The organism is Sphingobium sp. B12D2B, from assembly GCF_025961775.1.
Taxonomy (GTDB): Bacteria; Pseudomonadota; Alphaproteobacteria; order Sphingomonadales; family Sphingomonadaceae; genus Sphingobium.
Genome location: NZ_JAOQOH010000001.1, coordinates 2,066,489 through 2,088,694 on the forward strand (window position 1 = coordinate 2,066,489; position 22,206 = coordinate 2,088,694).

Here is a 22,206-nt window from a genome sequence, read left to right on the forward strand (position 1 = left end):
TCAGGGATTCATGTCCGCGATCGGCTTCCCGTCCTGCTCCTCTTCGAACAGCAGGGCCGCTGCTCCGGTTGCGGACAAGCGCACCTTGTCGCCTTCCACCTCTGCAACGAGCCCGCCCGACAGATAATGGTGATGCTTGCCATGCGAACCGCTGTCCGCGCGCGTCATCTTGATGCGGTCGCCCTCGACATGGTCGACGGTGCCGATATGCACGCCATCCGCGCCGATGATGGACATATGCTCTTTGACGTTGCTGAGATCGGCCACAATTGCCTCCACGCTTGATCGGGAACCCGATAGCCTAACGCGCAAGGCCGATATTGGATGCAGCCCGATCCGAGCGAATCTTTGGCTCAGACGTAGCGCAACCCGGCGTCCATGATCCGCTGGCGCAGATCGAATACGTCGAGACTGAACTCTCCGGCTGCAAGGCGCGTACGCTTGCCAGCCTCGTTCGCCTCACGGGCCCGCGATGCTTCCAGCACCTTGGCGGCGTTGGCGCGGGGGACGACGCACACGCCGTCATCATCAGCGACAATCACATCCCCGGGATTGACCAGCGCGTTGGCGCAGACCACCGGGATGTTCACGCTGCCCAGGGTGTTCTTGACTGTGCCCTGCGCATAGACGGCCTTGGACCAGACCGGGAAGTTCATCTCGGTGAGGTCGCGCACATCGCGCACGCCGGCATCAATGATCAGGCCGCGGCACCCCCGCGCCTGCGCCGAGGTCGCCAGCAGATCGCCGAAATAGCCATCCTCGCAGGGGCTGGTCGGGGCCAGCAGCAGGATGTCGCCGGCCTTCAACTGCTCGATGGCGACATGCACCATCCAATTGTCACCCGGAGGCGCGCTGATCGTCACTGCACTACCCGCGATCCGCGCGCCGGCATAAATCGGCCGCATATAGCTGGCCAGCAAACCCGTGCGCCCTTGCGCCTCATGAACCGTCGCAACACCGCACGCCGCCAAACCGTCAATCACCTCAGGATCAGCACGCTCGATATTCTGTACGACCACACCCATGATTGCTCCTGCCCCTTTTAGCTTGCGATGATTGTTTTGGTCTCCAGAAACTCTTCCAGTCCCCAGACACCATATTGCCGGCCATTGCCGGACCTTCTGTATCCCCCGAACGGCGCCGCCGCCGTCCATGGCGGAAAGTTGATCGACACATAACCGGCCCGCACACGGGCTGCGACGGCCCGCGCCGACGCGGGATGGGCCGACTGCACATAGGCGGCGAGGCCGAAGTCGGTGGCATTGGCGATTTCGATGGCCTCGTCAACATTGGGATAGGTGAGGATGCACAGGACCGGGCCGAAGACCTCCTGCGTGGCGATGGCGGCATCCGGTGCGACCGGACCGAAGATGGTTGGCCTGGCGTAATAGCCGGTCGGCAGATGGGCGGGTCGTCCGAGACCCCCGGTCAATAGGGACTGGCCTTCATCGATCGCCTGCTGGATCAGGCCCTGAACGCGATCGAACTGCGCCGCGTTCATCAGCGGGCCGAAGCTTGTTGCGGGATCATCAGGCGGCCCCACGACAAGGCCCTGCGCGGCGGCCACGGCAAGCGCGGCAACCTCCTCGAACCGGTCGGCCGGGACGATCAGCCGGGTCGGCGCGGCGCAGACTTGCCCTGCCACCATCATGCACGCCGCCACGCTGCGCGGGACGACCGCCGCAAAATCAGCTTCCGGCAGCAGGATATTGGCGCCCTTCCCGCCCAATTCCTGATGCACCCGCTTGATCGTCGGTGCGGCCGCCGCCGCGACCGCCGCGCCGCCCGCCACCGATCCGGTGATCGAGATCATGTCTACATCGGGATGCGCGGCGAGGCGCTGCCCGCAATCCGCGCCGCGACCGTTGACGAGATTGAACAGGCCGGGCGGCAGGTCCGCCTGTGCCATCGCCTCCGCGAGCAGCCCGCCGCACAATGGCGCATGTTCGCTCGGCTTGACGATCACCGTGCATCCCGCAGCGATCGCCGGTACAGCCTTGCACAGCATCTGATTGACCGGGGCATTCCAGCTGGTGATCGCCACCACCACGCCAATCGGTTCCCGCACGATCTCGAAGCCGCCGGGCATCGTCCGGGCGAAGGGATAGCGCGCGAGAATCTCGGTCATGCTATCGAAATGCGCCCGGCACATCATGCTCTGCCCCTGCGCGACCATGCGCGTCAGGCCGATCTCCCGCATGAGATGATCCTCCAGCGCGGGTGCCAGCGTCTCGAAGGCGGCGCGCATCCGGGCGAGCACGTCCAGCCTTTCCGCGATGCTGCTCTGCGACCATGAGGTGAACGCCTGCCGGGCAGCAGCGACGGCGCGATCTGCGTCGATCGCATCGCCGAGGACCGCGCGCCCGAGCAACGTTCCATCCGCCGGAGACCGAACCTCGATGATGTCCCGGCCGTGCGGCTCGACCCAAGCGCCGCCGATGAAGAGACGATCCTGATACAGCGGAGCATTCAAAGTCGTGACACCTTGGCGTGAGGATTGTATAGCACGAGAATATACTATTTCAGAGAGGCGCCGGTGCCGCAATCGGAAAGCGCAGATTATATCATCATCGGCGCGGGGTCGGCGGGATGCGTCCTCGCCAGCCGCCTGTCGGCCGCGCCGGAAAACCGGGTCTTGTTGCTGGAGGCAGGCGGGCACGATCGCCACCCGCTGATCCGCATGCCCTTTGCCTTCATGAAGCTGCAAACCATGCCGTTCCTGACCTGGCCCTATTGGAGCGAGCCCGAGCCGGGGCTGGATGGCCGGCGCCTGTGGCTGCCACGGGGCAAGGTTTTGGGCGGCACCTCCTCGATCAACGGCATGGTCTACGCGCGCGGCCATCCAGCAGACTATGATGAATGGTCGGCACTCGGCGCCACCGGCTGGAGTTGGGACGAGGTGCTCCCCTATTTCCGCCGCTCCGAACGGAGCTGGCGCGGCGACAGCGCAGATCATGGCGTCGACGGGCCGCTGACGGTCAGCCCGGTCGAGACGACTGGGCCTTTGCATGATGCGGTGATGCAGACCGCGCGCGCCCTTGGCCATCCAATTCTCGACGATCAGCATGGGCCAAATAGCGGGCACGGCTTTGCACCGCCCGAAGTGACGGTGGACAAAGGCCGCCGCGCCAGCAGTGCGCGGCAGTTCCTGCATCCCGTCGCGCATCGACCCAATCTGGCCATTCGGACCGGCTGCACGGTCACCCGGATCGTCATCGAGGCCGGGCGCGCGGTGGGCGTCGAGATCATCGATAAAGGCCGGCCGACTTTGCTGCGCGCACGTCGCGAGGTCATATTGTGCGCGGGCACCTACAACTCGCCGCAGTTGCTGATGCTTTCCGGGATCGGCCCGGCGGACGACTTGCGCGCGCTCGGTATCGATGTCGTGACCGATTTGCCCGGGGTTGGCCGCAATCTTCAGGAGCATCCCCTCACCGGCCTTGGCTACACGCTGACCGAGCCCATCGGCTTCGAAAGCAATCTGCGCTTCGACCGGCTTCTGTTGAATGTGGGACGCTTCTTCCTCGGCCGGGGGGACCGGGCGACTCAATTGCCGGTCACCGCCTTTGGCTTCATGCCGACCAGGCCCGGGCTGGCGCGGCCGGATATCAAGGCCAATATCTACCCCACCCGGCTCGATGCCCGCGTCTGGTTCCCCGGCATCCGCAAGGGCGCCGGTCATGCCATGAGCGCGTTCGCCGTGTTGCTGAGGCCCGAAAGCCGGGGCAGCGTGCGCCTGCGCTCGCGCAACCCGGCGGACGCGCCCGAGATCCGAATCAACATGTATGAGGACGAACGGGATCTGGTGACGATGCGCCGGGCGGTGCGCATGTTGCGGGAGTTCTTTGCCACCGCGCCGCTGCGCGACCTTGCCGGAGGCGAGATCATGCCCGGCGATCGCGTGCAGAGCGATGCGGAGATCGACGCCTATAATCGCCGCAGCAGCGTGCTCGCCCATCATGCCTCCTCGACTTGCGCCATGGGCACCGATGAGCAGGCTGTGGTCGACCCGGCCTTGCGGGTCCGTGGCATTGAGGGCCTGCGCGTGGCCGACGCCTCTGTCATGCCTCGCATTGTGGGCGGCAATACCAATGCGCCGGTGATCATGATCGCGGAAAAGGCCGCCGACCTGATTCTGGGCGTCGTCCCGCCGCAGTCCGGCTGAAGGGGGACACTCCCCGCGGCAATCGATTGCATTTTTGCTGGCCCTTCCCGCCTCGCTTCGCTACCCCTCCCACCCATCGGCCCGCTGGATGCGAGACTCGCCGCAGCCGCACGAGGATGAGGAGGCTTTGAAATGAAGAGATTTTTGATCGCCGGCGCCGCCATGCTGGCCATGGGGACCGCGATCGCCGCGCCTGCTCAGGCAGAACTGAAAGTCGGCGCCGCCAAGGTCGATTGGACCCCGGCCGCCAAGAGCCTGAAAGAGCCCTATACCGGCGTTCTGGACCCCATTTACGTCCGCGCCATCGCGCTGGAGAGCAATGGCGAGCGCGCCGCGCTCGTGACGGTGGATGTGGGTGCAATCCCGACGGACCTGTGGAGCGGCGTCACCGCTCGCCTGAGCAGCGATCTCGGCATCGCGCCGGAGCGCGTCATGCTCACCGCGACCCACACCCACAGCGTGCCCTGGGGTCCGCACCCCAAGCTGGAGGACCAGATCGTCCAGGCCGTGCGCGAAGCGGTCGGCAAGATGCAGCCGGGCAAGGTCGCCTTCGGCGAAGGCAAGTCCTACATCAACGTGAACCGCAACATCATCGACCCGGACAACCGTCGTTGGTGGGAAGGCCCCAATGTCGATGGCCCGTCCGACAAGACCGTGGCCGTGCTGCGCTTCGAGAATGCGGCCGGAAAGCCGGTCGCCATCTATTATAACTACGCCGTCCATGCCGTGCTGACCGGCAATCTCGATCTGGTGAGCGGCGATCTGCCCGGCGCCGCCTCCCGCTATATCGAAAATGCGATGGGCGATGATGTGGTGGCCGTATGGTCCGAGGGTGCTGCGGGCGACCAAAACCCGATCTTCTTCCAGCAGACCTACGATCTGCGCGCGATCCGCATCGCCGATTATGCCAAGCGCGGCGAAGACATCAGCAATGCCATGCCGCCCGGCGGCGTCGGCATGGACCGCAAGAACCCGCAAGTCGCCAAGCTGATGGAACAGCAAAAGCAGATGGCCCAGTCCATGGGCCAGATGCTGGGTGAGGAAGTGCTGCAGACCATGCGCCTGCGCCTCGAACGGCCCGAGAAGGTGAACGGCATCGCCGGCGCCAGCAAGACGTTGGTGTGCCCCGGTCGCGAGCGCACCGACAAGGGCCGCGCAGGCTATGCCGGCACCTATGTCGACGCGGCAGATATCCCCATTCACCTCAGCATGCTGAAGATCGGCGATGTCTTCATCGGCGGCGTGAATGGCGAGGTGTTCAATCCCATCGCGACCAGCTTCAAGGCGCAGGCGCCCTCGCGCCGCACGATGATGGCGACGCTGACGAACGGCTTTGGCCCATCGGGCTACATCCCGAACGATGCGGCTTTTGGCCAATATACCTTCGAGGTGGTGTCCTCGCGCCTGAAGCCCGGCTGCGCGGAAAGCGGCATTGTCAATGGTCTGCTCGATCTGGTCGAGCAGACTGACGCCGCCAAGTAAGGCCAAGGGGGCTACGGCCCCCTTCCCGCCTCCGGCCCAATCCGCTTCGGCTCAATCCTCTTCGCACTTGCAGACCGGCCCCGCGCGCGTCGCGCTGGGCCGGGGTGCGGTCGTCGCGAATTCGACTGGGACCAGACGCCCATCGCGGTTTGCATCCGCTCCGGCAAAACGGGTCGATGTCGCCACGGCCCACTCCTCGAACGAGAGGAGGTTGTTGCCGTCCTTATCCAGCTTGCGGAACGCGCTCGTTCGGCTCGCCATCATTTCCAGACGCGTCACCACGCCATCGCGATTGCGATCATAGCGGTCGAAGCGCTTCTGCTCGCGGGTGCGCTCTGTGGCTTCCGGGACGTCGGGCGGCGGCGCCCCGCGTGCATTGGGATCGCCCGGCCCGGGCAAGGGCGGCGCTTCTGCGCGCAGGCCACCATTGGCGACGCGCGGCTGCATGTCCGCATCCACGGCGGACTGCCACCAGAACAGCCCCGCCGCGACGAACAGCAGCGCGGAAAGTACACCGGCAAAGAATCGCCCCATCGCAGGCCCCCCGCAGGGAGATTAACCGCGCAGGGCGGCGATCAGCAAGCGGCTGTACTGGCGGGGCGTGAAGCCGCGCGATGGCAGCCGGGCGGCGCGGACGTCCGGCATGGCAACAGCGGCGAGCAAACGCAGGGGGCGCGGCAGACTGCGGGCTGATCGTGCATCCCGAGGCAGAAAATCCGAGGCAAGCGTGAGGCTCCGGCGCCCAAGAGCCTCCTCGCTGGCGTGACCGGCCAGATCCCACAAGGCCCAGAGCGCGCCGAGCCGATTGGCCGCCTCGCTCTCTCCTCCGGCCAGCAGCGCAAACAGCCCCCCGCCACGAGCCAGCGCATAGTCCAGCAAATCCTCGTCGCTGAGAGGATCGGGCGAGGCAAGCACGCGCCATCCGTCGATCAGCCGTTCGGCCGCGGTGCTGGCACCGGCGTCCGCTTGCTGGCGCCAGGCATCGACCAGAGGCTCGCCGCGCCCCTTGGCATCATCCCGTTCCACCAGCACGGCATCCCACCAGGCGAAGCGAATGGCGGCGATGGTCGGATCGGCCCGTCGACGGATCAGTTCCGCCAACCGGGCATCCAATTGCCAGCACAGCGCATGCCATGAGCGTTCCGCCGCAGGCGTGTGTGCGAGCAACAGGCGCTGCAACGGGGCGGGCTCGTGATCGGCACCGAGCGCGGTAGGCGGCGCATTCACCAACGATCAACCAACCGAATTAGGCATTTGTCCACCACTTCTGAATAAGGCGAGGATCGGGCCGGTGGCGGTGCAATCGTTCGCCGGATGGGTGGCTTCAAGGGCAGTGAGGACAGGAATGCGCAACCGGGCAGGCGCAAGCTTCATGACCAGGCTTGGCCGCGACGTGCGCGGCAACGTCATCGCCATTTCGGCAGCGGCGCTCATTCCGCTGGCGGGGCTGATTGGCGGCGGCGTGGACATGAGCCGTCTCTACCTCACAAAGACGCGACTGCAACAGGCTTGTGACGCCGGCGTGCTGGCCGGTCGCCGCGCGATGGGATCGGGAAGCTGGACCGAAGAGGGCAGCACCAGCACCCGCAGCCGCGCGCTCGAACTGTTCAACGCCAATTTCACGGATGGCGCCTACGGCACGACCTTGCTCGACCACGATTTCTCGGAGGATGACGGCGAGGTCACCGGCTTTGCGGACGTCTCCGTGCCCATGACCATCATGCGCATCTTCGGCATCACCGAGCGGACCATGCACGTAACCTGCACCGCCAAGATGGAAATCCCGAACACCGACGTGATGTTCGTGCTGGACGTTACGGGATCGATGAATTGCCCGGCCGATGGTAGCTACTGCCCGAGCGGCAACAACAATAATGTTCCAGCCACCAATGCTCGCCTTGTCGGCCTGAAGAGCGCAGTAAAGTGCTTTTATGAAGCATTGCTGCGGGTCAACACAGCCGAGGTCTGCGGCAGCGACCCTACGGCCACCACTTACACCGGCACAGCGCAGATCCGCCTTGGGTTCATGCCCTATTCGGTGAACGTGAATGTGGGCAAGCTACTGAACAATGACTGGATCGCCAACAACTGGTCCTATCAGTCACGCGAACCCCGGATGGAAACGGTCTATGCATGGCAGGCAAGCGGGGAGGCCATGGGCAACTGGAGCAACTGGTCGAGCGCGCCAACCAATCTGAACACTGCCAGCAGCTATTCCTGGGGGACTAACCTCGGCAATAATGGCTCAACCACAATTAACGGCACGTCCTACAGCAACAATCGAACAGACCGGACCTCTTCAAACTGCACGAACCTTAACACCAACGGCACCATTTTAACTTACACGGACAACGGCAGCCTGCAAGCCGCGACGGTCTCTGACTATGCCGCGCCCACATATCCGGCCACTCAACAGACGCGGACGTACCAGCAGAATGATAATCACACCGTCGTCGCGTATCGCTATGCGTGGTCAAACAGCAGTTGCCGCCTGCAGAGCAGCAGTGCGCGCACCTACACCCGGTCGAGGACGACAACTGGCACGCGCCAGATCAGCTGGACGGATTACGAACGCGTTTTTGGATGGCGATACAAGCAGGTCTCGTTCGACGTCTCCGGGCTGAAGGCTGGCGGTTCCAGCTGGAACAATAGCGTCGCACTACCCTTGACCACGACCACAGGGCCGACGGTCAAATTGTCCGGCTCCACCAGCGACACGACGCTCTATTTCCCGGCAAATGCCGATGTGGGCTGGGACGGCTGTATCGAGGAGCGGGCCACAGTCAAAAACAGTGACGGCGACCCCAGCGACGAGTGGAACTCCATTCCCACCGGCGCTCGCGACATGAACATCGACGCCGTGCCTGATCCGTCCAACCCGGACACGCAGTGGAAGCCAATGTTGCCCGGCGCGGCGTGGGCGCGGTATACGGGGACAAACTATAACAATAACTGGACCCTGAACAATGTCGACGCTTCCGGTGTCGACCCTTCTCACCCTCGCAAAGACAGATTCACTTACTACTGTTCGACGGAAGCCAAGAAACTGCAGACCTGGTACACACCGGGCAGCTTTGTGAACTATGTCAATTCATTGCGCGCCATCGGTAACACCTATCATGACATCGGGATGATCTGGGGTGCCCGATTCATTTCGCCGACCGGAATCTTTGCCGACGAGAACAGAGAGACTCCGACCGGCGGTGCCATACAGCGTCACATCATCTTCATGACCGATGGGGCGACGATGACGAGCAACACAAACTATACCGCCTATGGCATTCCGTGGTGGGACCGCCGCCAGACGACCTACGCGCCCAGCGATAGCCAGCTCGATAGCGTTCTCAACAGCCGGCTCGTTGCGCTGTGTACCGCGATCCGCAACCGCAATATCACCTTGTGGGTGGTCTCCTATGGCGGCGGCGTCGACAGTACGACCGAAGCGCGGCTGCAGAACTGCGCAACGCCGGGCAAATATTTCAAGGCCGATGATACACCGACGCTGATCAGCAACTTCAAGCAGATCGCGTCCGAAATCGCCGATTTGAGGCTGACCAACTGAGATGAGGCGCGCGCCTCATCTGTTCGGCGCACGCGCCTTGCCTGTCCTGCGCCGTTTCGCGCGGGCGCAGGACGGCGTGACGATCATCGAGTTCGCGCTCATTCTGCCGGGCTTCCTCATCATGCTGCTGGGCGCGCTGGATGTTGGGCACACGCTCTACATGCAGAGCGTCGTGCAGGGCGCCGTGCAGAAGGCCGCGCGGGACGGCACGCTGGAGACATCCGCCGGCACCAACGCGACCTCGCGCGATGCGATCGACGCAGTCGTGGAAAGCCAGATCAAGCAATTGCATAATGACGCGGAGGTTTCGGTCCAGCGGCGCTTTTATCGCAGCTTCTCGCAAGCCGCTGCTGCTCAGGCCGAGCCCTTTACGGACAGTGCGAGCGGCCCCAACAAGAATGGCGTTTGCGACGGCGGGGAGCCGTTTGTAGACAACAATAACAACGGCGTTTGGGATGCCGACGGTGGCAATGCCATCAACGCCGCGGGCGCGCGTGACAATGTCGTGTTCACGGTGACGGTCTCCTATCCGCGCCTTTTTCCGATCGACAGACTGATCGGCGGGCATGGGACCACGCATGTCGTGGCCAGAACCGTGCTCTCAAACCAGCCCTATGGCGACCAGGGCACCGATGGCACGCCGACCGTGCGGTATTGCTCATGAGTGCGGTGAGGCTCCTCAAGCGCAAAAGCGCGCTCTGCGGTGTTCGGCTTGGCAACGTCGCGCGTGTAGGGCACGCCCAGAGCGGTGTAGCCGCCGTGGAATTCGCACTCACGGCTCCGGTGATCCTTGGGATGTTCCTCGCCGGCGCGGAACTCACTAATTTTGCGATCACGCGGATGCAGGTGAGCCAGATCGCCCTGCATGTTGCCGATAATGCCTCCCGCATCGGCACCAACAGCCTGCTCACCGCGCCGCAGATCAGCGAGGCGCAGATCAACGATTTACTGATCGGCGCCAATATGCAGTCCGGCTCGCTCGATCTTGCTACCAATGGGCGGATCATCATTTCAAGCTTGGAGCCGGTCGCCAATCCCAATCCCGAACCCAAAAAATTCCACATTCACTGGCAGCGTTGCTTCGGCGCCAAAAGCTGGGCCTCCACCCATGGCGTGCAGGGCGACACCGATCTCCCGGCGATGGGCGAAACCGGCAAGCAGGTGACGGCGCCCGATGGCGGCGCGGTCATTTTCGTTGAAGTGGCCTATGATTATACGCCGCTCATTTCGGCGAGCATCGTGCCGACGACCGTCATTGTGGACACTGCCGCTATGACTGTGCGCGACGACCGCGACTATAATGGCAATGGCGGCACGGGCGTCTACAATAATGAAGGCGTCACCGCTTCGACCTGCAGCAGTTGAGGGGACAGCGCGGGCCTAGAGCGCCAGATCCACCAACCCACTTTGGGCCCGAGAGGCGGCGACGGCCGTCTCGATAAACGCCACGCCGCGCAACCCCTCCTGCACGCCGGGCAGCGAAGGCGCCGCATTGCCCTGAAGAACCGCCGCGAAATCGCGATAGAGGGTGGCGAAGGCCGCCATATAACCTTCGGCATGGTGGACGCCCGGCGGACAGGCGATCGCCGGCGCGGCCTCTTCGAATGAGAGCCGAAGGCTGGCACCGTCGATCGGATGCAGCGTAAGGGCATGCGGATCATCAAGCGTCCAGACCAGACTGGCGGCCTCCCCATCGCAGCGCAGGCGCAGCCGGTTGCCCTCCCCCGCCTCGATCTGCGAGGCCATTATGGTCCCGCGGGCGTCGTTCTCGAACCGCAGGAGCACGGCGCAGTCATCGTCCAGCGTGCGCCCCAGGACGACGCTGCCAAGGTCGGCCATGATCCGGCTTACATGCAGGCCGGAGACGAACTCGGCGAGATGGAAGGCGTGGACGCCGATGTCCGCGATGCAGCCGCCTACTCCGGAGCGCGCGGGGTCTACACGCCAGGCCGCCTGCGCATCCCTGGCTGCGCTCGCCAGCCAGCCCTGCGCATAGGTCGCGCTGACCTTGCGGATCGCGCCCAACTCTCCCTCGGCGATCATCGCGCGGGCGGCGCGCACGGCGGCAAAGCCACCATAAGGATAGCTGACCGCAAAGGGGCGGCCCGTCTCCTTCACAAGCGCGGCGAGCCTGCGGGCTTCATCGAGCCGCGCGGTCATGGGCTTGTCGCTCATCACGGCGAGGCCAGCCTCAAGAGCGGCCACGGCCGCCGGGTAATGGAGATGATTGGGCGTGACGATGGTCGCGAAATCGGCCCCATCCGCCCGGTCCCGCTCGCCCGCCAGCAAGGCGGGGACATCGGCATAGGCGCGGGCGGGATCGATGCCATAAGCAAGGCCAGCCTGTCGGGATCGCGCCGGATCGGATGAAAACACGCCCGCAACCAGCCTGATCTGCCCGGTCGCCTCCGCTGCGATGCGGTGGGTCTGGCCGATGGACATGGGCCCGCCTCCGCCGATCATGGCCATGTTCAACATGACAGGCCCTCCGCTTCCCCGGCGATCAGCCAGCAACCAAGGCGGCGTCGCGCAAGCCGCGCCACACCCGGGCGGCCTGCACGCTTTCCTGCACATCGTGCACCCGAACGATCTGCGCGCCCAGCCCGATCGCGACCTGCGCCAAGGCGACCGAGCCGCCGAGCCGCTCCTCGACCGGCGCACCATCGGTCAGCGCGCCGACAATGCGCTTGCGGCTGGCGCCGAACAGCAGCGGCACGCCCAGCGCCTGATACATGGCCAGATTGTTGATGATCCGCGTATCGTCCTGCAACGCCTTGCCGAAGCCGACACCGGGATCGAGGATGATCTTGCTCCGCGCCATGCCGGCATCGAGGCAGGCGGCGATCCGCGCCTCCAGCCAGTCGAACACGGCCATGTCCACAGTCGGGCCAGCGACGGCACCGGCCTTGTACTTGACTGGCCCGCCATGCGGATCGTCGCCGGCGGACGGGCTGTGCATCAGGATGACGGGGCACCCCGCCTTCGCCACCACCTCAAGCCCGCGCGGATCGTGGGTGAGGCCGGTCACATCATTGACGATGCCGGCACCGGCCGCGAGCGCGGCCTCCATCACCGCCGCCTTGCGCGTATCGATGGAGACCACGATGCCGTTCCTGGCCAGTCGCTCGATCACCGGCACGGTCCGGGCGATCTCGTCGCCCTCCCACACGGTGGCGGCGCCGGGCCGGGTGGACTCGCCGCCGACGTCGATGATCGAGGCGCCGGCCAGCTGCATCGCAAAGCCGGCATCGGCGGCGCGCTCGGCATCGCCGATGAGCTTGCCGCCATCCGAGAAACTGTCCGGCGTCATGTTGAGGATGCCCATGACCTGCGGCGTATCGAAGCGAATGACGCGCTCGCCCAGCGTCAACGGTGCGCGAGGCGCCGTCAGCCCCTGCATTTGCGCTGCGATCCGCTCAGCCTGCGCATCGCTCAGGCGGCTTTGCCAGTCCTCAAACATGGAGACGGGAACGCTGGCCTTGCCGGCGGTGCCTTCCGCGCCCGCCCAACGAACCTCGAGGCCCTGAAACCAGATCAGTCCCCCGGCAAGCCTGCGGAATTCATGCGTCTCCAGCCCGACAGGCGTGTCGATGAACCAGATCGGGCGCAGATAGAGGCGGGCGTCCGGCGGCGGGATTTCCATCATCATCGGGCGATATCCTTGTGCATCCCGCGCGCCTTAGCTTGCCCGACAGAAAAGCGGAAGCAGGAGCCCGGACCCGCGGTGGGAGCGCGCCGTCCGGGCCCCAACGACGGTGCCTTATGGCTCCGTCGCGAGCAGGTAAAGCTGGCGCATTGCATCGAGCGGCTTCACGGCGCCTTCGTGCTCGATCTGCCAGAAGGTCCAGCCATTGCAGCTTGGCGCGCCCTGCAGCGTGGCGCCCATCTTGTGGATCGAGCCAGTCTGGCCATTGCACTCCAGCGAGCCATCGGCGCGGACATGCGCCTTGAAGCGCCCCTTGCTGGCGGTGAGCAAGGTGCCGGGCGCGATCATGCCAGTCTCGACCAGCGTGCCGAACGCCACGCGCGGCTGGCTCTTGGGGGATTGCATGATGGTCAGCGCGCTCTCATCGAGCGGGAGCGCTGCAGCAATACGCTCCCGCGCGACCTCGCAATAACTGTCTTCCCGCTCGATGCCGATCCAGCGGCGCCCGAGGCGGCGGGCCACGGCGCCGGTGGTGCCGGTGCCGAAGAAGGGATCGAGCACGACATCGCCCTTGTTGGTGCAGGAGAGCAGCACGCGGTACAGCAGCGCCTCCGGCTTCTGGGTGGGATGGGCCTTGGTGCCGCCGCGCTTGAGGCGCTCCTGCCCGGCGCAGATCGGCAGCACCCAGTCCGAGCGCATCTGCAGCTCGTCGTTCAGCGTCTTCATGGCGCGATAATTGAAGGTGTATTTCGCCTTTTCGCCCTGGCTCGCCCAGATCATCGTCTCATGCGCATTGGTAAAGCGCGTGCCCTTGAAATTGGGCATGGGGTTGGCCTTGCGCCACACGATATCGTTGAGGATCCAGAAGCCGTGATCCTGCATCAGCGCGCCGACGCGGAAGATATTGTGATAGCTGCCGATCACCCAGATCGTGCCATCCGGCTTGAGGATGCGGCGTGCTTCGGCCAGCCACTCGCGGCAGAAGGCATCATAGGCGGCATAGCTGTCGAACTGGTCCCAGGCATCATCGACGGCATCCACGCGCCCGCCCTCGGGCCGGAACAGATCGCCGCCGAGCTGGAGATTGTACGGCGGATCGGCGAAGATCATGTCTACGCTTGCCGTCGGCAGCGTGCGCATGATGGCGATGCAGTCGCCCTGCAGCAGCGTGTCGAGTGGCAGGACCGGCGGCGCGTTGGCCGGCAGGACCTTTGCGCGCACCGGTCGCTTCGTCAGTTTTTCCATCACGCTCATGTCGTCTCACCCCCGTTTGTGCGCCCGGTGTGAGTCACGACGAGTCCACCGTCAAGAGCGGTAACGGACTGTAGTCACGCGAAGAATCCGGGCCGGAAATGAGAACGAAACGAGTCCCACACGAGGGATGGAGTCCTGCGATTCAGGCAGGACTCAACATGTTGTGGTGTTGCGCCGAAGACTCAGGGCCGCGAGGGGCCGAAAAATATTTTACCCGAGCCTCCGGCATTATCGATTTTCAGAAGCTACCCGGCCCCTGGATCAGCAACCACAGGCCGATGACCGCGAACAGGCTGGCCGCCACGATGCGCACCACCTTGAGCGGCACGCGGCGGAGCAGTTCGTGCCCGAGGAACACTGCCGGGACATTGGCGATCAGCATCCCGAGGGTCGTGCCCATCGTCACGAGGCCGACCTGATGGAACTGCGCGCCAAGCGCGACGGTCGCGATCTGCGTCTTGTCGCCCATCTCCACCAGGAAGAAGGCGATCGTGGTGGTGACGAACGCGCCGAAGCGGGCCGGCTTGTCCTCCAGATCGTCGATCTTGTCGGGGATCAGCGTCCAGATCGCCATGGCGAGAAAGCCGGCTGCGACCAGATAGTGGAACCAATTTTGCTGAAAGATGGACGCCACGCTCGCGCCGAGCAGAGCCGCCAGAAAGTGGTTGGCCAGCGTCGCCGCGAGAATGCCGAGGATGATCGGCACCGGCTTCTTGAACCGGGTGGCGAGCAGGATGGCCAGCAACTGCGTCTTGTCACCGATTTCGGCGAGCGCAACGACGGCGGTGGAGGTGAACAGGGCTTCCATGAAAAATCCTCAGCCGGGCAACAAGACAAACAATGACACCGCGCCTCCCGCCCGGCCTGGACGGAAGCTCGATGTCATTGGTCTCGCCGGAATGCTTGGATTCCCTGCCGCCACGGCCTCTCGACCGAGTATGTTGACGGGCAGGCCTGCCGGAAACCGGCAGCTGGCTACTCCCCAGATGACCCCAGCGCCTTAGGCCTTCGGCCGTCTCCCGTCAACGGGCGCCCTACAGAAAGGCCAGTTGCGCGACTGGCGCGAAGCTGCGGCGGTGAAGCGGGCTCGGGCCGTGCTGGCGCAGCGCGGCGAGATGATCGGCGGTGCCGTACCCCTTGTTCCGCTCCCAGCCATAATGCGGATGGTCGCGCGCGGCTTCCCGCATCAGCGCGTCGCGATGCTGCTTGGCGATGATCGACGCGGCGGAAATGCAGGGCTCCAATGCGTCCCCCCCGACGATCGCCCGCGCCGACCAGCGCCACTCGGGGCGCCGGCCATGGGGCGTGAGATTGCCGTCCACCAGCACCTCGCGCGGATCGCATCCTAGGCGGGCGCACAGCCCCTCGACCGCGAGCGTCATCGCCAGCATCGTCGCGCCAAAGATGTTGAGCCGGTCGATCTCGGCGACGTCCACCACGCCGACCGCCCAGTGGCAGCGGCGCTTGATCGTCGCTTCCAGACCCGCGCGCTTGGCGGCGCTCAGCTTCTTGCTGTCATCCAAGCCGGACGGGCGCGGCTTGCAGAGCACCACCGCCGCCGCGACCACCGGCCCGGCCAGCGGCCCGCGCCCGGCCTCGTCGACCCCCGCGATCATCCCTCGACCCGCCAGGGCGGATAGCGCCGGTTCTCGCCCGCCGAATAGAGGCAGACGCGGTTACCGGCGGGATCGACCAGCCAGGCCTCGCGCCAGCCCCATGCCTGATCCACCGGCTCATTATCGAAGACGAGGCCCGCCGAGATCAACGCCGTCACCCGGGCATCGAGATCATCGCATTCCAGATAGACGCCATGCTGCTGGCCATGGAGAGACAGCGTTGCGCCGCCCGGCGCCTCGAACCGGGCATAGGGCTGGTCCGGGCTGTCCACGATCAGGGTCAGGCCCAGATCCTCGTAGAAATCGCGGGAGGCGGCATAGTCGCTGACCGGCACGGATATCTGATTGAGCCGGCCGCTCGGTCCCATATCGAGCCGCACCGCGCCATGCGCCATCGGACCATGCCCGCGACCGAGGCCGGGCGCAGTACGCAAAGCCAGCCGTACGAACAGGCGCGCCCGAGCGATCGCTTCCGGCAGGTCCAGCCCCTGCCCCAGCCCGGTCGCGATGGCGCTGGCCAGGGTGCAGCCCGTGCCATGGGTATCCTCGGTATGGATGCGTGCCCCTTCCCAACGGGCGATTTCGCCTTCCGATCCGACCAGCCGGTCGGTGATGATCTCGCCGGGGGCGTGGCCGCCCTTAATGAGCAGCATCTCGCCGCGCGCGGTCAGTTCTGCTTCGCCGCCAAGCGCCGCCAGCTCCGGCAGGTTCGGCGTCGTGACGAACGCCCAGCCCATCAGCTCGTGCAAGCTCTCGATGGTGGCTGCGTCCGCCAGCACGCCGCCGCTCGTCGCGACCATCACCGGATCGAGCACCACCGGCGCGCCAATGCTCTCAAGCCGGTCGGCGACCGCCAGCGCCGTCTCCGCAGAGCCGATCATGCCGATCTTCACGGCGTCCACGCCGATGTCGCTGACCACGCTGTCGATCTGCGCGAGCACCATGTCCGTCGGCACGGGATGTACGGCCTGCACGCCCAGCGTATTCTGCGCGGTGATCGCGGTGATCGCCGTCATGGCGTGGCCACCCAGCATGGTGACGGTCTTGACGTCCGCCGGGATGCCGGCGCCGCCGCCGGAGTCCGAGCCGGCGATGATCAGGATTCGAGGATAGCTCATGAGGCGCTTTTGCCCCTTGCCAGCGCGGAAGTCGAGCCGCTGGCGCTGCGCCTCACTGTTCCTTGCGGGCGCAGGCGATGCACAGCGATGCCTCAGGCCGGGCCGCCAGACGCGCCGGGGCAATGGGCTCGCCGCACAGCAGGCAGGCGCCGTAAACGCCCGCCTCGATCCGCGCGAGCGCACGATTGACCGAACCGATCTCGCGCGCCACCAGTGCAGATTGCTGCTCCAGCGCGCGATCATCCTGCACTTCGCTTGCCTGTTCAGCTGAATCGGCATTCAGTGGTTCGTCCAGATCGACCGCAAGCCGCTTTTGCCGAGCTTTCAGATCATCGCGCATGGCCAGAAGCCGTGCTTTTGCGTCCATCATGTCCATGGCAACCCCCTCTCCGTCCGACTGCTTGATGCCAATCTAGGCGGTGATGCGCGCCAATCCATGCGCCAGATCAAACAGGTCGCGCGGACGCTCAGCCCTTGAAGCGGCGCTCCGTCGAAGCCGGGTTCCGCTGGAGCGCGTCGCCAGTCCGGCTTGGCCGATCCAGCAACTCGCCCCCGCAATTGGGGCAGCGATCATCCATGTCCTCGGCGCACTCGGCGCAGAAGGTGCATTCGAACGAGCAGATGAAGGCGCCGCCGGCATCGGCGGGGAGATCGGCGCCGCAGCGCTCGCAGTCCGGGCGCATCTCAAGCATGGGCGGCTGCCGCGCTTGCCACGGCATCGCAGATGCGGTCCACCACGCGGACGACCTGATCGCCATCGTCCCCTTCGGCCATCACGCGGATCACCGGCTCGGTGCCGGACGGCCGAATGAGGAGGCGCCCCACCCCTTCCAGCTCCGCTTCGGCCTGCGCGATCACGGCCTGGACGCTCTGCGCCTCCAGCGGCTTGCCGCCGGCGAAACGGACATTCTTGAGCAATTGCGGGACCGGCTCGAACTGGCGCAGCAGCGCGCTCGCCGGCTTGCCGCTCTGCACGAGCGCGGCGAGCACCTGGAGCGCGGCAATGGTGCCGTCGCCCGTCGTCGCATAATCGGAGAGGATCATGTGGCCGGACTGCTCGCCCCCGACATTGCACCCGCACGCCTTCATCTCCTCCAGCACATAACGGTCACCGACCTTGGTGCGGATGAGGGGAATGCCCTCGCTAGCGAGCTTTCGCTCCAGCCCCAGGTTGGACATCACCGTGGCGACGACCCCCTCGCCCTTCAACATGCCCTGCCGCGCCCAGCTCGTGCCGATCAGCGCCATGATCTGGTCGCCATCCACGATGGTGCCGGTCTCATCCACCACGATCAGCCGGTCGGCATCGCCATCGAGCGCGATGCCGATGTCGGCGCCGGATGCCACGACCGTCTCCTGCAGCAGCAGCGGCGCGGTCGAGCCGCAACCATCGTTGATGTTGGTGCCGTTGGGCGTCACGCCGATCTGGACTAGCTCAGCACCCAGCTCCCAGAAGGTGTAGGGCGCGGTGTTGTAGGCGGCGCCATTGGCACAATCGAGCGCGACCTTGAGCCCATCGAGCCGCAGATGCTGCGGGAAGGTCGATTTGACGAAGTGGATGTAGCGCCCCCGCCCATCCTCGACCCGCCGCGCGCGCCCGATGCCTTCGGACGGAGCCAGCGGTATCTCGCCGCCCTCGATCAGCGCCTCGATCTTCAGTTCATCGGCGTCGGAGAGCTTGTATCCATCCGGCCCGAACAGCTTGATGCCATTGTCATAATAAGGATTGTGGCTGGCGGAGATCATCACGCCGAGATCGGCGCGCATCGATGCGGCCAGCATCGCCACGGCGGGGGTCGGGATCGGGCCGAATTGCACCACGTCCATGCCAACGCTGGTAAAGCCTGCGACCAGCGCATTCTCGATCATATAGCCGGAAAGCCGGGTATCCTTGCCAATCACCACGCGGTGGCGATGGCTGCCGCGCATGAAGTGGCGGCCGGCGGCCATGCCCACTCGCATGGCCATTTCGGCCGTCATCGTGGACTGGTTGGTGCGGCCCCGGATGCCATCCGTGCCGAAGAAGCGTCTGGTCATCGCCGGTGCTTAGCGGATCGGGGGCCGGCAACGCCAGCCCCCATAACTGCTTATCGCACGGGCGCCGTCTGGTCCCGCAGACCTTCCTCCGGGCGATCATCGACCGGTGCATCCTCTTCCTTCAGCGTGTCGAGATGCATCAGGCGCTTGACCAGCGGGGAGACCGCCAGCACCGCGACGGCGATGCCAATCGTCCACCAGCCGATGGTGTTGTAGACGGAAAGCGTCGCCTCCTTGGTCATCTCGCCATCATGACCGCCGGTCGCCTCGCCGATCTTGCCAGCGACGAAATTGCCGACCGCCGACATGTAGAACCAGGCGCCCATGATGAGGCTGGCGAGATGCTTGGGCGCCAGCCGGTTCATCGCGGAGAGCCCGACAGGCGAAAGGCACAGTTCACCGGTGGTCTGGAACAGATACACCAGGAACACGAACAGCACCGGCGTCAGCGCCGCCATGCCCGCGGACTGGGCACCCCATACGAAGATGAGGAAGGAGAAGCCGACCTGCGCCAGCGCCAGACCGAATTTGGCCGGTGCGGACGGTTCCCAGCCGCGCTTGCCCAGCCACAACCAAAGCCAGGCGAAGACCGGCCCGAGCAGCACGATGTAGATGGGGTTGAGCGACTGGAAGAAGGTGGTCTGGAACCCGCCACGGTCGACATAGCGATCCGTGTACAGATTGAGGCTGCCGCCCGCCTGCTCGAACAGACCCCAGAACACCGGGTTGAGCGCGACGAGGAAAACGATCGCAAAGATGCGGTCGCGCGCATCCGGTTGCAGCTTCATCGCGGCGTAGAGCACATAGCCGAGCAGGGCGACGCCGGCGACGATGAGCAGCGTCTCGATGATATCCTGATACTGGACGAGGAACCAGATCACGCCGATGGAGGCAACGCCGATAGCGTAGAGCAGCCATTCGGTGCGCAAGGTGAGCGGCTTGGGCGGCTCTCCCTTGCCCATCAGGAACGGCTTGCCGATGACGAACACCGCCGCGCCCAGCAACATGCCAACGCCCGCCGCGCCGAAGCCATATTTCCAGCCGTAGGTCTCGCCGAGCCAACCGGCCATGATGGTGCCGATGGCCGCGCCCACATTCACGCCGACATAGAAGATCGTGTAGGCGCCATCACGGCGGGGATCGGTAAGGCCGTAAAGCTGCCCGACGATCACCGAGATATTGGCCTTGAGGAAGCCGGAGCCGACAACGATGCAACTCAGCGCCAGCCAGAAGATATTGATCGTGGGATCATCCTGTCCGCCCGATCCCTCGAATGCCATCAGGCAGTGGCCGGCGGTGAGGATCAGCGCGCCGAACAGCACGGCCTTGCGCTGGCCCAGATAACGGTCGGCGAGATAGCCGCCCAGCACCGGGGTGACGTAGACGAGGCTGGTATAGGCCCCGTAGACGAGGTTCGCCTGTCCATCGCTGAACAGCCAATGCTTGGTGAGGTAGAAAATCAGCAGGGCGCGCATGCCATAATAGGAAAAGCGCTCCCACATCTCGGCAAAGAACAGGATGTAGAGGCCCTTGGGATGGCCGATAAACTCCTGCTTCTTGCTCACAAGCCCGACCGCGCCGCCGGCAAGAAGCACGACGAGCGCGATGAGGGCGATGGCTGGAATGGTCGCCATAAAGTCTCCTGGTCCGGGCAACGGCGAGACGCCGGCCGCGACAATATGCCCACGAGACTTAGAGAGTCTGACATTTGAGAAAAGCGCTTTTTTCCGCCGGCCTCGATGGGAGCCGCTCCATCGGCCCTGCCGTAGCGAAAACCGCCGCTACCGCACCGACATTGCGATCAATTCGCAAAGGCGCTTGGCGGATCGACCGGATTTGTCTAGCGATGCGGCATGTTCAACGACCGCTCTTCCCTCCCCGCCTATCTCGCATCCCGCCGGTCCGGCAAACCGCGCGACCTCGCGGCGCCTGGCCCCTCGCTCGATGAGCAACGCGAGATGGTGCGGATCGCGACGCGGACCCCCGATCATGGCAAGCTCGCCCCCTGGCGGTTCGTGATCGTGGCCGACGACCAGCGCGCGGCGCTGGCGGCCCTGCTCGAGCGCGCCTATTTGGCCGAAAAGCCCAACGCCGGTCGGCTGGAAATCGAGGCGATGCATCAGTTCGCGCATCAGGCGCCGGCGCTGATCGTCGTGCTGTCCTCGCCCAAGCCTTCCAAGATTCCGGTGTGGGAGCAGGAGCTCTCCGTCGGTGCGGCAACCATGAACCTGCTGCACGCCGCCCATGCGATGGGTTTTGCGGGAGGATGGCTGACCGGCTGGCCGTCCTACAACGAGGCCGTGCGCGATGCGTTCGGCACCAGCGAGGAGCGGATCGCCGGCTTCGTGTTCATCGGCACGCCCTCGCGGGATCTGGACGAGCGCCCCCGGCCGGAGCTGCACTACGTGTTGTCGATCTGGTCGGGCGGCTGACCGCACGCTTCCTGACCGGCGCCTTGACCGATCCACTGTATTATGTCACTGATGCAGCATGATCGATGAGAGCCGGCCTGTCTATCTGCGCCTGCGCGACGAAATCGCCGCTGCCATTCTGGATGGACGCTTTGCCGATGGCGATGTCTTGCCATCGGTGCGGGCCTTTGCGGCCCAGCAAGGCGCGAATCCCCTGACCGTCGCCAAAGCCTATCAGAGCTTTCAGGATGAAGGGCTGGTGCAGGTCCGCCGCGGCGTTGGCATGTTTGTCGCGCCGGGCGCATCGCGGCGCTTGCGGGCGATGGAGCGCGAACGCTTCTTCAGCGCGGTCTGGCCGGGCGTCTCCGAGCAGATGCATCGCATTGGAATCACGCTGGAAGAGCTGATCGAGCGAGATCGCGTAACCACTGGTTGATCACGGCCCGTCGCCCCAACCCATCGATCTATCGCGTCTGATCTCTCGTTCATCTGCCGTTGCGGTTGGCCTCGCCAGACTTGTCGCATCAGGTTGAACGGAGACAAGACATGATCAAGACCGCCCTTGCTACCCTCGCCGCCGTCGGCGTGATGATGAGCGCAGCCCCTGCGGAAGCCCATAAGAGCAAGCACCGGCACGGGCATGGCGCCAGCCGTATGTATGACGACCGCGGCTATTATCGCGAACCCCGCCCGATCACTCGCGACACGCGCACATGGCGCGGCGACGATGGCCGCTATTATTGCAAGCGCGCGAACGGCACGACGGGCCTGATCATCGGCGCGGCCGGTGGCGCACTGCTCGGCCGGACCATCGACACGCGGGGCGACCGCACGCTCGGCACCGTGCTCGGTGCGGCTGGTGGCGCTTTGCTCGGTCGGGAAATCGAGCGCAGCGGCGCGCGCTGCCGCTGATCG

Annotated in this window: 23 protein-coding genes and 1 riboswitch; of the genes, 8 read left to right on the forward strand and 15 right to left on the reverse strand. The window is 65.1% G+C overall.

The window, feature by feature from the left end; translation table 11 throughout:
• The 3 genes from M2335_RS09820 to M2335_RS09830 all read right to left on the reverse strand — a co-directional run bounded on the left by M2335_RS09820 (position 1) and on the right by M2335_RS09830 (position 2,473).
• Positions 1-267, reverse strand: coding sequence for a DUF2171 domain-containing protein (locus tag M2335_RS09820; protein ID WP_181559551.1), 267 nt, complete (start codon positions 265-267; stop codon positions 1-3).
• 86 nt (positions 268-353) lie between these two features.
• Positions 354-1,028 carry a 4-carboxy-4-hydroxy-2-oxoadipate aldolase/oxaloacetate decarboxylase gene (ligK, locus tag M2335_RS09825; RefSeq protein ID WP_319801208.1) on the reverse strand — a complete coding sequence of 225 codons (675 nt, stop codon included), beginning with the start codon at positions 1,026-1,028 and terminating at the stop codon, positions 354-356.
• 14 nt (positions 1,029-1,042) lie between these two features.
• Positions 1,043-2,473: an aldehyde dehydrogenase family protein gene (locus M2335_RS09830; RefSeq protein ID WP_264594562.1), complete on the reverse strand. Its 1,431-nt coding sequence runs from the start codon at positions 2,471-2,473 to the stop codon at positions 1,043-1,045.
• A gap of 63 nt (positions 2,474-2,536) precedes the next feature.
• On the opposite strand from M2335_RS09830, the gene M2335_RS09835 reads away from it, so the two are divergent.
• Positions 2,537-4,165 (forward strand): GMC family oxidoreductase, encoded by a 1,629-nt coding sequence (locus M2335_RS09835; protein WP_264594563.1) that lies wholly within the window; start codon positions 2,537-2,539, stop codon positions 4,163-4,165.
• A 132-nt stretch (positions 4,166-4,297) separates the two neighbouring features.
• A complete protein-coding gene (locus M2335_RS09840; protein WP_264594564.1) occupies positions 4,298-5,647 on the forward strand; it encodes a neutral/alkaline non-lysosomal ceramidase N-terminal domain-containing protein in 1,350 nt (449 codons plus the stop codon).
• Positions 5,648-5,698: 51 nt separating this feature from the next.
• On the opposite strand, the gene M2335_RS09845 is transcribed toward M2335_RS09840, so the two are convergent.
• Both M2335_RS09845 and M2335_RS09850 read right to left on the reverse strand, forming a co-directional pair.
• A complete protein-coding gene (locus M2335_RS09845) occupies positions 5,699-6,181 on the reverse strand; it encodes an EF-hand domain-containing protein (protein ID WP_264570194.1) in 483 nt (160 codons plus the stop codon).
• A gap of 21 nt (positions 6,182-6,202) precedes the next feature.
• Positions 6,203-6,874, reverse strand: a complete 672-nt coding sequence (locus tag M2335_RS09850; protein WP_264594565.1) for a hypothetical protein — start codon at positions 6,872-6,874, stop codon at positions 6,203-6,205.
• A 64-nt stretch (positions 6,875-6,938) separates the two neighbouring features.
• On the opposite strand from M2335_RS09850, the gene M2335_RS09855 reads away from it, so the two are divergent.
• Genes M2335_RS09855 through M2335_RS09865 form a run of 3 tightly spaced genes read left to right on the forward strand, consistent with a single transcriptional unit; the run spans position 6,939 to position 10,574 of the window.
• Complete coding sequence (locus M2335_RS09855) at positions 6,939-9,209, forward strand: TadE/TadG family type IV pilus assembly protein (RefSeq protein WP_264594566.1); 2,271 nt, start codon at positions 6,939-6,941, stop codon at positions 9,207-9,209.
• Between the two features lies 1 nt (position 9,210).
• The gene (locus tag M2335_RS09860; protein WP_181559544.1) at positions 9,211-9,873 is read left to right on the forward strand and encodes a TadE/TadG family type IV pilus assembly protein; all 663 of its coding nucleotides are present in this window, start codon (positions 9,211-9,213) and stop codon (positions 9,871-9,873) included.
• Positions 9,870-10,574 (forward strand): TadE/TadG family type IV pilus assembly protein, encoded by a 705-nt coding sequence (locus M2335_RS09865; protein WP_264594567.1) that lies wholly within the window; start codon positions 9,870-9,872, stop codon positions 10,572-10,574. The genes M2335_RS09860 and M2335_RS09865 overlap by 4 nt, the downstream gene beginning before the upstream one ends.
• 15 nt (positions 10,575-10,589) lie before the next feature.
• Here M2335_RS09865 and M2335_RS09870 read toward each other — a convergent pair whose 3' ends face one another.
• The 10 genes from M2335_RS09870 to M2335_RS09915 all read right to left on the reverse strand — a co-directional run bounded on the left by M2335_RS09870 (position 10,590) and on the right by M2335_RS09915 (position 20,514).
• A complete protein-coding gene (locus tag M2335_RS09870) occupies positions 10,590-11,687 on the reverse strand; it encodes a Gfo/Idh/MocA family oxidoreductase (RefSeq protein ID WP_319801193.1) in 1,098 nt (365 codons plus the stop codon).
• A 25-nt stretch (positions 11,688-11,712) separates the two neighbouring features.
• Positions 11,713-12,858 (reverse strand): dihydropteroate synthase, encoded by a 1,146-nt coding sequence (gene folP, locus M2335_RS09875; protein WP_264594568.1) that lies wholly within the window; start codon positions 12,856-12,858, stop codon positions 11,713-11,715.
• A 111-nt stretch (positions 12,859-12,969) separates the two neighbouring features.
• Positions 12,970-14,109: a site-specific DNA-methyltransferase gene (locus M2335_RS09880; protein WP_319801194.1), complete on the reverse strand. Its 1,140-nt coding sequence runs from the start codon at positions 14,107-14,109 to the stop codon at positions 12,970-12,972.
• A 238-nt stretch (positions 14,110-14,347) separates the two neighbouring features.
• On the reverse strand, positions 14,348-14,917 hold the full coding sequence (locus M2335_RS09885; RefSeq protein ID WP_264594569.1) for a TMEM165/GDT1 family protein: 570 nt from the start codon (positions 14,915-14,917) through the stop codon (positions 14,348-14,350).
• A gap of 3 nt (positions 14,918-14,920) precedes the next feature.
• Positions 14,921-15,106: riboswitch (yybP-ykoY riboswitch) on the reverse strand.
• 37 nt (positions 15,107-15,143) lie between these two features.
• On the reverse strand, positions 15,144-15,725 hold the full coding sequence (locus M2335_RS09890) for a ribonuclease HII (protein WP_264594570.1): 582 nt from the start codon (positions 15,723-15,725) through the stop codon (positions 15,144-15,146).
• Complete coding sequence (gene thiD / locus M2335_RS09895) at positions 15,722-16,843, reverse strand: bifunctional hydroxymethylpyrimidine kinase/phosphomethylpyrimidine kinase (RefSeq protein ID WP_264594571.1); 1,122 nt, start codon at positions 16,841-16,843, stop codon at positions 15,722-15,724. Before thiD ends, M2335_RS09890 begins: the two co-directional genes overlap by 4 nt.
• A 52-nt stretch (positions 16,844-16,895) precedes the next feature.
• Entirely contained in the window at positions 16,896-17,219 is a 324-nt protein-coding gene (locus M2335_RS09900) for a TraR/DksA family transcriptional regulator (RefSeq protein ID WP_264594572.1), read from the reverse strand.
• A gap of 91 nt (positions 17,220-17,310) precedes the next feature.
• Positions 17,311-17,535 carry a DUF1272 domain-containing protein gene (locus M2335_RS09905; RefSeq protein ID WP_264594573.1) on the reverse strand — a complete coding sequence of 75 codons (225 nt, stop codon included), beginning with the start codon at positions 17,533-17,535 and terminating at the stop codon, positions 17,311-17,313.
• Positions 17,528-18,880, reverse strand: a complete 1,353-nt coding sequence (gene glmM, locus M2335_RS09910) for a phosphoglucosamine mutase (RefSeq protein ID WP_264594574.1) — start codon at positions 18,878-18,880, stop codon at positions 17,528-17,530. Before glmM ends, M2335_RS09905 begins: the two co-directional genes overlap by 8 nt.
• Positions 18,881-18,930: 50 nt before the next feature.
• Positions 18,931-20,514, reverse strand: coding sequence for a peptide MFS transporter (locus tag M2335_RS09915; RefSeq protein WP_264572712.1), 1,584 nt, complete (start codon positions 20,512-20,514; stop codon positions 18,931-18,933).
• Between the two features lie 219 nt (positions 20,515-20,733).
• On the opposite strand from M2335_RS09915, the gene M2335_RS09920 reads away from it, so the two are divergent.
• From M2335_RS09920 to M2335_RS09930, 3 genes are all read left to right on the forward strand, one after another.
• On the forward strand, positions 20,734-21,312 hold the full coding sequence (locus tag M2335_RS09920; protein WP_264594575.1) for a nitroreductase: 579 nt from the start codon (positions 20,734-20,736) through the stop codon (positions 21,310-21,312).
• Between the two features lie 58 nt (positions 21,313-21,370).
• Positions 21,371-21,727: a GntR family transcriptional regulator gene (locus M2335_RS09925; RefSeq protein WP_264594576.1), complete on the forward strand. Its 357-nt coding sequence runs from the start codon at positions 21,371-21,373 to the stop codon at positions 21,725-21,727.
• Positions 21,728-21,837: 110 nt separating this feature from the next.
• Positions 21,838-22,203, forward strand: a complete 366-nt coding sequence (locus tag M2335_RS09930; RefSeq protein WP_181559532.1) for a glycine zipper 2TM domain-containing protein — start codon at positions 21,838-21,840, stop codon at positions 22,201-22,203.
• The last annotated feature ends 3 nt before the right edge of the window (positions 22,204-22,206 follow it).